Source organism: Paenibacillus riograndensis SBR5 (assembly GCF_000981585.1).
GTDB classification, from domain to species: domain Bacteria; phylum Bacillota; class Bacilli; order Paenibacillales; family Paenibacillaceae; genus Paenibacillus_AQ; species Paenibacillus_AQ riograndensis.
Window position 1 is genome coordinate 6,127,063 of sequence record NZ_LN831776.1, and the last position, 12,539, is coordinate 6,139,601.

General features: G+C 51.9%; 10 protein-coding genes. 5 read left to right on the top strand and 5 right to left on the bottom strand.

Translation table 11 applies throughout. From position 1 onward, the window contains the following. Positions 1 to 31 precede the first annotated feature (31 nt). Positions 32 to 325 (top strand): hypothetical protein, encoded by a 294-nt coding sequence (locus PRIO_RS25980; RefSeq protein WP_046505366.1) that lies wholly within the window; start codon positions 32 to 34, stop codon positions 323 to 325. A 468-nt stretch (positions 326 to 793) separates the two neighbouring features. Here PRIO_RS25980 and PRIO_RS37050 read toward each other — a convergent pair whose 3' ends face one another. After that, positions 794 to 1,009, bottom strand: a complete 216-nt coding sequence (locus PRIO_RS37050; protein WP_052741404.1) for a hypothetical protein — start codon at positions 1,007 to 1,009, stop codon at positions 794 to 796. A gap of 62 nt (positions 1,010 to 1,071) precedes the next feature. Next, entirely contained in the window at positions 1,072 to 2,019 is a 948-nt protein-coding gene (locus PRIO_RS25990) for an IS110 family RNA-guided transposase (protein ID WP_046501296.1), read from the bottom strand. An 853-nt stretch (positions 2,020 to 2,872) separates the two neighbouring features. Here PRIO_RS25990 and PRIO_RS37055 point away from each other — a divergent pair. The 3 genes from PRIO_RS37055 to PRIO_RS37065 are packed head-to-tail and all read left to right on the top strand — an operon-like array spanning position 2,873 to position 4,082. Continuing rightward, complete coding sequence (locus tag PRIO_RS37055) at positions 2,873 to 3,217, top strand: hypothetical protein (RefSeq protein WP_231869756.1); 345 nt, start codon at positions 2,873 to 2,875, stop codon at positions 3,215 to 3,217. Beyond that, complete coding sequence (locus tag PRIO_RS37060) at positions 3,205 to 3,540, top strand: hypothetical protein (RefSeq protein WP_231869757.1); 336 nt, start codon at positions 3,205 to 3,207, stop codon at positions 3,538 to 3,540. The genes PRIO_RS37055 and PRIO_RS37060 overlap by 13 nt, the downstream gene beginning before the upstream one ends. A 17-nt stretch (positions 3,541 to 3,557) precedes the next feature. Then, positions 3,558 to 4,082, top strand: a complete 525-nt coding sequence (locus tag PRIO_RS37065; protein ID WP_231869758.1) for a hypothetical protein — start codon at positions 3,558 to 3,560, stop codon at positions 4,080 to 4,082. A 439-nt stretch (positions 4,083 to 4,521) separates the two neighbouring features. On the opposite strand, the gene cymR is transcribed toward PRIO_RS37065, so the two are convergent. Then, entirely contained in the window at positions 4,522 to 4,941 is a 420-nt protein-coding gene (gene cymR, locus PRIO_RS26000) for a cysteine metabolism transcriptional regulator CymR (RefSeq protein ID WP_020427770.1), read from the bottom strand. Positions 4,942 to 5,244: 303 nt separating this feature from the next. Between cymR and mnmA the strand changes: the two genes are divergently transcribed. Next, a complete protein-coding gene (gene mnmA / locus PRIO_RS26005) occupies positions 5,245 to 6,366 on the top strand; it encodes a tRNA 2-thiouridine(34) synthase MnmA (RefSeq protein ID WP_167345667.1) in 1,122 nt (373 codons plus the stop codon). A 147-nt stretch (positions 6,367 to 6,513) separates the two neighbouring features. Here mnmA and PRIO_RS26010 read toward each other — a convergent pair whose 3' ends face one another. After that, positions 6,514 to 9,495, bottom strand: a complete 2,982-nt coding sequence (locus PRIO_RS26010) for a glycoside hydrolase family 48 protein (RefSeq protein ID WP_082118145.1) — start codon at positions 9,493 to 9,495, stop codon at positions 6,514 to 6,516. Positions 9,496 to 9,522: 27 nt separating this feature from the next. Continuing rightward, positions 9,523 to 12,210 carry a glycoside hydrolase family 9 protein gene (locus tag PRIO_RS26015; protein WP_046507442.1) on the bottom strand — a complete coding sequence of 896 codons (2,688 nt, stop codon included), beginning with the start codon at positions 12,208 to 12,210 and terminating at the stop codon, positions 9,523 to 9,525. Positions 12,211 to 12,539 lie beyond the last annotated feature (329 nt).

Here is a 12,539-nt window from a genome sequence, read left to right on the forward strand (position 1 = left end):
GTTGTGGAGATATCATTTGAGGAGGTTATCCATGGATACAAATTATCAACAAGTCAGTTGGAGTTGCATGAATAAATACGTTGGAATAATTACGACTGATGGTCAATCACACGATGGGTTTATTGCACACGTCGATCAGGATTATGTTACCCTCGCGATTCCCACAAACGAAATGATGGGTCATATGAATGGAATGCCGGCGCAAGCATCTACCTATAGACAGTTTGGATTCTTTCCAGGTTTTTTCCCAAGACGCCGCTTTTTTCCGAGACGCATACCCTTTGGTTCCGTTGCCTCTTTGTTTTTGCTTCCATTTTTCATTTGATGAGGCAGGGACTCCAATCCACCTTGAATCCTTCATCCTGGAGCAATAACAATCTGTGACATCTACTCGAAAAAAACAGGTCCTCCCCAAATTTTTTGGAGAAGGACCTGTTGAACTTTACGCCACATGTACTAGAAATTTCAAAGAGGCTATTCATAGAGAACAAAAACGGCTGTGCCTTCCTCCACGGGACAGCGCAGCCGTCTTGGTTCTAGCGTTACCTGGAGAACGGCTCCCCATGAATCCTACGGCAACTCTTTAAGTGGAAAAAGGGACACTAATTTGCCGGAGTACCCTGCCCTCGGGCAGATGAAGTGGAAAAAGGGACACTAATTCAGCTCATTTCGCCATTGGACCAGAAATGTGGCCCAATTTATACGAAAATAACTTTGTCGCTTCACAGCTCGAAAGTAAATTTTGCTTTAAAGATCCCCTATATCGGAACTTCATTTTTTTAAAAAGTGGGTATCATGTAATAGGTGTCAGTTCCACTTGGTAGCCTAGCTTTTGAAGTTTTTTAATCAGGTAATTTGCGGTCTGCTCTGGGGTGTTCAGATATTCCGTCCCCAGCTCGGTATAGGGGACTTTATCCCGAAGCATCACATACATGATTCGGATCATCGCATGGGCTAAAGCGACGATGGCTTTCTGTTTTCCTGCCCGTTTCACGATCCGACTGTACATAGCGGAAAGCCGATTATTCTTGGACTTGCTCGCTGCCCAAGCGCACTGGACGAGTACGGCTTTCAGACCTCGGTTCCCGCGTTGGTTCTTTTTACTTTTTTTTTACCGGCGCTCTCATGGTTGGCTGGACACACCCCGACCCAAGAGGCCAGATGAGCTTCACTTGGAAAAGGAGACACGTCGGTACCCAGTTCCGCCACGATGCTCGCCGCGGCATCCGTGCTCACGCCTGGAATGGTATCCAGCAGTTCAATTTCCTTCCTGTATGGTTGCACCAGTTCCTCAATTTCAGCTTCCAACGTCTGCATTTCACTCTCCAGATACTGCAAATGATCCCAATGACGCCGGATCATCTTCCGGTGATGCAGACGTAGTCGGCCGTTCATCGCTTCGACCAGTGAAGGCACCTTCATCTTCAGCCGGGTATGCACCAGCTTGCGGACCTCATGCACCTCCAGCACTTCGCCATTCACAATCGAGTCCAGTAGCGCACGACCGGAAACGCCAAAAAGATCGGAGACATACGTGGTCAGTTTAATGTTGGCATCTTGTAGAATTTTGTGAATCCGGTTCTTTTCTTGCGTCGCGTTTTGCTTAAGCTTGCGCAGATACCGGGTAAGGTCACGCAAATCGCGGATGGGCTCGTCCGGGACAAAGCTTCCCTCAATCAAGCCGCAGCGGTGGAGCTTGGCGATCCACTCGGCATCCTTGACGTCGGTCTTCTTCCCGGGCATATTGCGGATGCGTTGCGGGTTGGCCAGCGTGATCGTACAGGTGCTTTCTAGAATGTTCCACACGGGTTTCCAAAAGACCCCTGTACTTTCCATGGCAATCTCGGTACATCCCTGCTGCTCCAGCCACTCCTGTAATCTCAAAAGCTCGCGGGTCGTGGTTCCAAACGTCTCGATCACGGACTTGGGTTTCTTCTCCAGGGGGCCACTCAGTAGACAAACCACCACCGTCTCCTGATGAATATCCAACCCGGCACAGCGTTCACGAATGGCATCCATATTCCCTACCTCCAAGCTAAAAGTATGCGTGGATCATGCAACCTAAAGAGGTGAAATTTTATACACGTGCTCGTGGCAACACTCGGCGATCCTCGTCGTTGCAGTTGGTCAGATTAGGTTACGGGATGTTTCACCAATATTGAATCGACCTCTGATCCACAGCACGATTTTACCAAATATATACTCTGACTTCACCTGATTTTCATGACCGACGGTGGCCGCCAGGCCATGGGTGATTAGGTTTACTTTTTCCACTTCACTCTCAGGATTTCTTAATTTCCGGAAAAATAAGTTCCCTTTTTCCAACTAGCACCTGCGAAGAAGCCGGTAAAGACGGATCGCCCTATTCCTTCGCGATCGATCCGCAGCCGTTACGGACAGGAGAGCCGTTATGGATAGAAGATTCAGCTATTCCGCAGGATTACGGACTGAGATGCCTTTATTTCTCCCTTTCCCCTTTATTCCAGGCTCAATTGAACGTTATAACGGCTCCTGAGTCCGTAACTGTAGATAAAGTTAGATTTTTGGCAAAATAAGGGCTCCTCTGTCCGCTTCAGTCTGCGGATGGAGCCCTATCCTCCTCCATCGCGTATATTCCTGTGAGGCTTCCAAGATATCCACATTTTTTCACACTATATTACAGTTAAAGGGGGAAGTCAGTTTCCCCAAAACATATAAATTCTTTCAAGTAGAAACGGCTACACCGCCCTTATTAGGTCGTTACCATTGTGGCTTCCCTCCTGAACTAATTGCAACCCTTACCCCAGTTTGCTGTTTCTACTAATCTGAATATTGACCACGGAATTAATCAGGTACGCTCAGCCGGGTAATTAAAGGCCAGCAGCCGATTGCCATGAACCACCTGGAGCGGATTACCAAGGGGATGGAACTTCCAGAGGACCATTTCTACAGCTTATATGTGGACGAATGCTTCTATTATTCGTCACCAACTTGGCGGCGTCTGCGGCCATTTCTTTTACGGTCGGCAGAGCTGGGACGTCTCGATTGCGTTGAACAGGTCGTTCAGAATCTGCTAGAGAATCTGACGTATGCCCCTATGCTGTTCGAAGTGGCGGAAGGGCTGTTTCAGGAGGGGCTGTGGCAGGCTGCAGCGTTATTATATAAGAATGTGAGCGCCAGTGAGAAATATCAAAATTCCGAACGGCTGGCAGTGGCCAGTTCCGTTTGTTCCGGATAGCCCTTGGCGACGATCAGACCCAGAATTTGCAGGCGGCTCTCCTCTTCGAATGTTATCTGGACCGGCTGGATGAAGCGGATCAGTTGGATGGCTTGAAGCATTTGGCCCATGTCTATGGTTCAATGCATCGGTGGCATAAGGTGGATGAACTAGCGAAGGAGATGCTGCGATTAGCAACTATTCGCTATAAGCTACAGCGCCAGTCGGACCGTAGAGAGAGTGACGAGAACCCCCCCGAGAAAACCCTTACTTCTATATTCTGTACGCGCAGATTATCCGTTCAACCGTGTGTGATGAATTTGGAGACTACAAATCGGCATTAGATTGGGTGTCCCTCTATATGGATGGAAGCTGGATCCAGGAAAACAATGAGGAAGTGAAGCGAACTGTAGCCCAGTTTCAGGAGTGGGGCACCGCGAACAGTCTGCTCTATCGGGTGTTGGCAGGACAATATGAGGCGCTCTCTGAATATATCGAATATATCTCCCTCCGAACAGATGAGATATTAATAGCTTTATACAATATTATCTTATCGGCTAACCGCTATGATTGGAATGTTGATTACATTCTGGACCGGTTTGCTGCCTATATCCCCTACCGGACCTATTCTACAGAATTTGGCGAATACAATCAGCAGGTTATGTCGGACCAACACACCCGATTCCTCGTTGAACTGGCAGCCTATTATTTACATAACAAGCGCAAAGAAGGGATTAACTTCATCCTGCAAAGTTTGGAATCATCTGCTAAAATCAATAACGAAGGTACGGTCATCAAATGTGTCGATCTGTTTGGGCAGCATCGGCACCAAGCAGATGAAAAAGAGAAAGAACAATACAAACTTCAAATTGGAGAGTACTTGTAGATACTATCGACTCCATAGCAAACTGTAGCACTCAAATGTTGGTTCAAACTATGGGCCACGGTTACGGTAGTGGTTGAAGCTTTCTGTGCAGCAATAATTTGATTCCAAGTGTTTTCACTGCCCTTTATGTTCAGCGAAGTCCGCAGACCAACCGTCGTTCCCGGTATATCGGGAACGTTGTTCTATTTAATAAGAAAAGCAACGGCCCTCATGTGTTACCACGAAGGCCGTTTAACTTATTCAGGCCCGATCGGTTATAAGACACGATCTAAAGTCACTGAGCAAATATATCTTCATGTTGCTTAGCAACGCCAGATGTCTATGGCAGATGATTTTGAATGGGCAATCAATAACTAACCTAATGCGGGTAAAGTGCGGGTAACGCTAGTCCCCCAAACCGCCGTAAGCCCTTGTCCCCCAAGGGTTCCCGACAATCCCTCTAGATATAAAACATGTAATTATCCGCATGACTCTCCTCTTTAAAGTTGATCAGGTCGGATAAAGTGGTGGAGTCCAGGACATCGGCGATGCTGTCGCGGATGCGCAGCCAGAGGTCGCGCTTAGCCGGGTCGTCCTCTTCGGTGAAATCCACAGGCGAAATCGGCCCTTCCAGCACGCGGATGATGTCTCCGGCGGTAATCGTACCGGCTTCACGTGACAAAATATAGCCGCCGTAGGCTCCGCGGATACTCTTCACCAGTCCTGCGTTGCGCAGCGGGGCGATCAGCTGCTCCAGGTAATGCTCGGACAGCCCGTTTTTCTCGGCAATACTCTTAAGGGATGTGGGACCTTCGCCAAATTTCAGGGCGAGCTCCATCATAATGGTTAATCCATAGCGTCCTTTTGTTGATATCTTCAAAGGTGCACCTCTTTCGGTTTAGTTGCTGGTATCGCTGGCTTGACATGAGAAATGTCATATCAACGTATTCCGATGTTTGCTCTCAGCTTATGTTATCATATCCTTGGGCATATTTGGAGCGCAAACTGTAACTTTTTGCAATAATGTTCGCCAGTGGTGGACAAATTGTCAAATTTTCCGCCTGATCCGCTGCCATTTGCCCTGTCGTGTGCAGTCTGGGGTAGACAGGTATGTTATAATACACAATGAGCCGGGTGTTTTGCAAGGATACCGGTATTTTTTGCATAGAAAATGGTGATTTCGATGACAAAGGCAAATCAGGATACACGTGTCGTTGTCGGCATGTCGGGAGGGGTCGATTCCTCCGTTACAGCGCTGCTGCTTAAGCAGCAAGGTTATGACGTCATCGGCATCTTCATGAAGAACTGGGACGATACCGATGAGTTCGGCGTGTGCACAGCCGAGACCGACGCCGAGGATGTCCGCCGTGTATGCGAGCAGATTGATATTCCTTACTATACCGTTAATTTCGAGAAGGAATACTTTGATAAAGTCTTTTCCTATTTCCTCGATGAATATAAGGCCGGACGGACGCCTAATCCGGATGTGATGTGCAACCGCGAGATCAAGTTCGGGGAATTCCTGAATAAGGCGCTGCAGCTTGGCGCAGATTATGTTGCCACTGGCCACTATGCAAGGGTAATTGAAGAAGACGACGTTTTCAAGCTGCTGCGCGGAGTGGACAGCAACAAGGATCAGACCTATTTCCTCAATGCGCTGAACCAGTACCAGCTCTCCAAAGCCATGTTCCCGATCGGACATCTGCCGAAGCCTGAAGTGCGCCGGATCGCCGAAGAAGCCGGACTGTACACCGCCAAGAAAAAGGACAGCACCGGCGTCTGCTTCATCGGCGAGCGCAACTTCCGGGAATTCCTGAGCCAGTACCTGCCGGCACAATCCGGTGACATGGTGGATATCGCCACCGGCGAAGTCAAAGGGCGGCATGAGGGCCTCATGTACTATACGCTGGGTCAGCGCCAGGGTCTTGGCATCGGCGGCTCCGGCACCGGTGAGCCCTGGTTCGTGGCCGAAAAAGATCTAAACCGCAACATTCTCTATGTGGTTCAAGGCGACAAGCATCCAAGCCTGTACTCCACCAGCTTGACCGCTTCGGGCGTGAACTGGATTGAAGAGGGCACCCTTGGGACTGCCCCCCTGAAATGCACCGCGAAGTTCCGCTACCGCCAGCCGGATCAGGGCGTGACCTTGACTGCGCAGGAAGACGGAACGGTGCATGTAGCCTTTGATGTGCCGCAAAAGGCGATTACCCCAGGCCAGGCCGTAGTATTCTATCTGGGCGAACAATGCCTGGGCGGCGGAACCATCGAGGCTGCCGAGAAAGTTGTCCCGCTGCCGCAGCTGTAAACTTCATTTTACAGCAGCTGACGATAGGTAATAAACCAAAGAACCTTCAGACCCACAAAAACAGTGGAGTTGAAGGTTCTTTTTCATCCTTTGGCTTGGGAAATGCAGGGCCTCTTAGGTCATGCCTGTATCAGACCACCCGCTGAGTTAAGGCTGAAGCCCCCATACCAGCACCCCGTTCAAATACAAGGGCACCCGGCTCCAGTCGGTGTAGGCGGTTTTGGCCGGATTGTAAGAATAATCCCCTGTCTCATTGTAATTGCTCCAGTCCGTTTTGTTGATGCGCAGCTGGATCTCTCCGGTGTTCGCACCTGGTGCGAGGCTCCCGGCTGCCGGGCTGAATGAAATTTCCACGTAATAATCCGCTCCTGTTGCAGCGGGAACGAGCTTCACAAAGCTGCCCAGCACATTACCGCTGCCCACTGTGGCATAATCCACATTGAACTGCTGCGCCTTGTCCCCGTCAACGGTATAATAATAACGGAGCTTGAGCTTGCTGAGTTCTACCGCTGTGGTTCCATTATTAACAATCCGCAGCTGTGGCCGGAGCTGGGAGTCGCCAGGGTTCGTATCCGTTGTGCGGTATTGAACCACTAAATCACCCACCGTTGGTATGGGCACAGCTGTTGGCTTGGCTGAGACTTCCGGTGAGTCCGGGCTGGTCCCTGCTGTGTTAGTGGCACTTACGACGTAATAGTAGGTCGTATCATTGACCACTCTGGTATCGCTGTAGGTGGCCTGCGTGACATTCCCTAATGCAGTGTATGGCCCGCCGCTGATTGTGGCCCGTTTAACCGTATAGCTGTCCGCGCCCCTTACCTTGTTCCAGCTCAGCGCAACCACTTTATCTCCGGCAGCCGCTGCCGGCTTGGAAGGCGCTTTTGGGGCAGCCGGTTCTTCGGTGGGGGTGTTGATCAGACGGTCGTATTCGGCATATGCCGTTGCCATATCCACCTGCGACCAGAAACGGTGGTACGTAAATTCAGGTGCTCCACTGTCCCAGGTTCGGGTGGCTTGGTTATAGGAGCTGTTGTATTTTCCTTGCAGATAACTCCACTTAGGATCATTTTTGATCGCCGGAAGCACATCGGTATAGCTTGCGTACACTCCGTTGCCGCCTTTTGCCGGATCTGAGGGCACTGTCGTGCTGCCCGGTATCGTATTCCCCTGACCAAAAGTGCCGGTCCAGCCTGCCGGGAAATACACTTCTTTGGTGAAGTAGCGGGAATAATCCCCGCGCTTCTCTACTGTGGTGATGCCCACCCCGTCATTATAGCCCCATGCCGTATCCAGCAGTGATTTAGCCAGCTGCGAGGCCGTTCCGCCAAGCGCAGTATAGCTGCCGTGCTCCGCCTTGTTCCCTGCGGCAAAGAACGTAAGCGCCTTAATATAGCTGCCCAGCACGCCTGTATCCTGGCCCGGATTCTTGGTAACTGCCTTCAGATTGCTGTTGCCGCTGAATGTACTGAAGCCGGTCCACGTATCAGGCTGTCCCTGCCACTCGACGTTGCCTGGAATCCAGAACTCGCCGGGTGCGGATACCGTTGCCACCTCGGGATCATCTCCGCCCAGAATCCGTTGTCCCTGCTTGTTCAAATAGTAGCCCTCGGCGTCTGCGAGCGGACGGCTGCCGGCAAAGGCATAATCGGTGGACCAGTCTATCCAGTTCTCTATCACACGTTTGGCCATTTGGAAATTGGCCGAGGTGGTGTCCCCGCCCGATGCCAGAATGTAATACAGCTCAGCTACCCGCTCCACACTCCATGCCTGCATGCCGAACCAATTGTTGGACGGAGGATCGGTATAGACGGGAGCTTCATCGTAGGCCATGCCGTAGAAAGTGCTTGTACCGGCTGGATAAGCGCTGTATGACCCGTTATAGCTGTTCGTGGCTCCGCCTGCTATAGCGCCTTCGGAGGACTGCAGCCAATTGTAGAATTCCAGCTGGCGGGTTAATGATTTGCTCCAATCCTGTCCTGCTGTTGCCGAAGCCGGAACCAGTCCGCCGGCCGGATCCGAAAGGGCATACGCTGTGACTACGTTCTGGTAGCCCTGATGCGCATGGCTGGCGCCGATTCTCCAGGCCCAGTTCCCGCTGGCGCCCAGTCCGCCGCCCCATGCTGTATACCAGGCCAGCAGATAATGGCTGGCATCCTTGCCCGTTCCGGCTTCCGGTGTGCCGTCTGCGGCACTGCCGATCTTTTGAAAATATTTGTCATACATGCCGTACCGCAGATAGTCGCCCATTTTCTTGGCTTTGTTCAGATATACAGTATTGTTATAGCCAAGCTCTTTGGCCCAGTACATAGCTTGTACAGCACGCGCGTCGGCATCGGTAGCATCGGTATACCGCCACTGTGCCGCAGGGACATTGCTTTCTTTGGTGAACAGGCTCATGAAGCCTTCATTGGTTTTGCCGAACGATTTGTCATCCTGTGAAGGATGCGGTACAGCCTCCCAGACAGATTCCTGGGTGCCCCGCTGGAAAGTATTCACGTAAGCAGCCGTATGCGCAGGATTCAGCAGGTTCCCGAAACCGTACCAGTTGTCGACGTCCACCAGCCAGTGCATCAGATAGGTCTGGTTGTTGCCGTAAGCGGACTTCAGCTCGGCATCCAGCGGATCTTTTCCGGGACTGTATTTGCCGTTAAGCGGGCTTGGATACTGATCCGGCTGTCCGAACTCGGAGGCATAGGTCGCCGGGCTGTTCGGGTTGTAATAGCTCATTGTCGGCTGCTCCTGCACACCATCCCCTTCATTAACCGGGATAATGTACTTCTCCATGTTGTCCCAGGCGGACTCCAGCTTGCTCCAGTCTCCCGTATGATAGCCATACAGCACTTCCAGCCACATCCAATAGCTGTATGCCTCCGAGGTAGTCATATGTCCATAATTAGGCGCTTCGCTGAGCAGGGTCTCCACCGAATGATACGGAACGCCTTCAGCCGAAAAATAGCCGTTCGCCGGGTCTTTCAGCTGGCTGTACATTTGCAGAAACCTTGTCTGTTCGACTGAAGCGGCCTGTGCCGTTGCGGGTCTGAAATTAAAGATACCGGTTACAAGGGTGAGCGTCAAGACTGCAGCCATGGCTAAGGAAATAGGTTTTTTGATTGAACTTAGCTTCTTCATTTCGGCATGCTTCCTCTCTGGAATGAATTATGGTTCCAAGCCCCAAACCAAGGTTCCCTCACGGTGAAGTGTGACTTTGTCCCAATCGGCGAAGGCCTGCTGAGTTCCGCTGTAGGAATAGTCATTGCTCTCGTTGTACGGCGTCCAATCCGTTTTGTTGATGCGCACCTGGATTTCTCCCGTATCCGCGCCCGGAGCAAGATTTCCGGCACCCGGGGCAAAAGAAATCTCCACATAAGAATCCGCCAGTGCGGCCGGTGCAGCCAGCTTCACAAAGCTTCCGCTCAGATTCCCGCTGCCAAGGACCGCGTAGTCGCAATGAAATTCCTGCGGCTTGTCCCCGTCCACGGTGTAATAGTAACGGAGCTTCAGTCCGCTGAGCGCTACCGCTTCTTTTCCCGTGTTCACAATCCGGAACTGGCTGCGGATCTGCGCGTCACCGGGGCTTGTATCATTGGTGCGGTACTGCACACGCAAATCTCCTTTGGCAGGCGGCGTTGTCTCACGCGGCCGGGCCGCGGCCTGTGCAGATGCGGTACCCTCCCCTACACTGTTAGAAGCGGTTACAACATAGTAATAGTCCACTCCGTTCACCAGCCCGCTGTCGCTGTAGGTCGTTCCTGTTACTGTCCCAATCGCGGCATAAGGCCCTCCGTTTACCAGCGAGCGTTTGATCGTGTAGCCTGTCGCACCGCTGACAGCATTCCAGGCCAAGGAGACACTGGCATTCCCGGCGGTTGCCTGCAGTCCGGACGGACGCCCCGGCACCTGGGGTTCACCGGGATTGCCGCCGGAAGGCAGTTCCCCATACACCTTGACGCCTGCATCAAACACCGGAATGTACGGATTCTTCACAGGAGAGGAGGCACCGGAAGCCACACCCTTGAAGGAGAAATCATTCGTGTTATCCCAGAAGGCCGTGTTCAACGGAGCACTGATCCGGAATTGAATCTCCTTGCGGTAGGCGGATTGCCCGCCAGGATAAACCGGTGTCCCGGTAAAGTCAATTTTCGTATAATAAATATGGTTGGCCTCGTCAAAGGGAAGCAGCTGCGAGACGGTTCCGCCCTGATTATAGCCCCCTGCCTTGACCGTGATATCCTCCGGCCCGTACCCGGCAGCGGCAGCTTCACTAAGGTCCACATAGTAATAAAAGGACATCTGGCTGCTGGAACGTGCCGGCCAGCCCGAGCGGTTATTGAGCAATGCGCGGATCTCCACGAAATTGCTGCCGCTCGCATTTACCGAAGTCTCGGTGAACATCTCATCCTCACGCGTTTCGGCCGGAGGGAAATTCTCCAGCGGCTGCTGGCCCTGGCCGTGAAGGAGCATCATTTTGGCCAAAGCGCCGGTAAAGGCTGAATTGTAATCGGTTGCAACTTCGTTGGAAACATAATCGCTGATCGTATCTGTATAGCTGTCGGTCTTGGAAGGTCCTCCGACCAGCGCACCATACAGCACATGGCGGTGGTTGGCAGGGGTCGTCTGGCTGTCGCTCCAGGAACCATGTGAGGTCCGGTGATGCGGATGCTGCAGCGCATTGCTGCCAAAGCCGATGACATAACTGCTGCTCCGCGGATTATCCCCCAGCATATACGTAATCTGCCGTTCAGCAAATGTCCGGGCTGTATTCTGCTTCACCGGGTCGCCCACCCAGTCCGCATAGACAAAAGCCAGAAATGCCTGAGTGGCCGCATAGCGCAGCGCCCCCCACTGGTCCAAATGTGCAAGTCCCCCGGGAGTATAAGCAACCCTGTCGGTTGTCCCGTTCACTCCGGTGGTCCAAAACTGCATATTCCGTTCCGTGGATTGGATAAATTTGGGGTCGTCTGTGATGCGCGACAGCAGCAGTTGGGCACCGTAATGCTTGTCATCCCAGGATTGTGTCCATTGATAACCCCATTGCCCCGACTGATTGGTGCTCCACGAATTGCTCGCGGTTACGGCTTTGTCCAGATAAGTCTGGTCGCCGGTCGCCATATACAGCCAGACTCCGCCCCAGCTTAATTCGTCGGCATAACCGCTCCATGATTTGTAATACTGCGTGGCATCTGTGATGCTCTCGGAGTATACCCCCCGGTACGTATCGGCAAAATTGTATAATTGCTTGGCATGGAGCAGCAGCTTGTCCGCATATGCGGCATCCGAATCCCTGAAAATGATCGCCGCCGACGCCAGCGCAGCGGCAGTTTCCGCCGCCAGATCAGAACCGGGATGAGCCGCATCAATTTTATACGAAGGGCGCGCCATCGGCATGACCTCTGCGGCTCCCCACCAGTTATGATCCGCCGTGCCGTTGCCGACCTGTCCCCACAGCTCATTGGGTGCGGTATGCGCTTTCATAAAATAGTCTGTTGCCCAGCGGATATTGTCCAGAATCTCATCCAGCTGTCCTGATTGCACATAACCCTCCTTGTACTCATACACCGACCAGGCCAGCATTGTCGCCGTGTACGCCATAGGAAACCCGAATTTGACATGGTCTCCCGCATCATACCAGCCTCCGGTCAGATCATGGCCGACATCCGCACCATCCTGCAGCCCGGAGTCGCCCCGCCATTCCACACGGTTGTTATCCGGCAGTTCGCCGGACCGCTGGGTTTCATAAAAATAGATAGATTTCTGCAGTGCCTCTGCATAATTGTATCCGCTTCCCTCCGCTTTGGCGACAGACGGGTGAAATACCGCTCCTGAGAACATTGTGCACGTTAACATTACACTCAAGGATAAAATAAGGCCCTGCTTCCGTTTCCTTGGACTCATACACACCCAGCTCCCTTCTCCATCTGATCTTCCTGCTTCCGTTCCTGCTCCATCGACATCATCACGTACCGATACCTCCCCAGATTTCAGGCTTGGACACCTTTTACCGCCTTTTACCACCTTTTACCTCCTAATACCGCCAAATCCATCCTTCACCTCCCATAGTCATGTCAGGATTAGCTCATCCCATCTCAATAAATACCATATACAGGTAATTAATTCTATATATTTACATCTAAAATATATAAGAAACCGGAGTTTTTGTAAAAAAATTACCATTT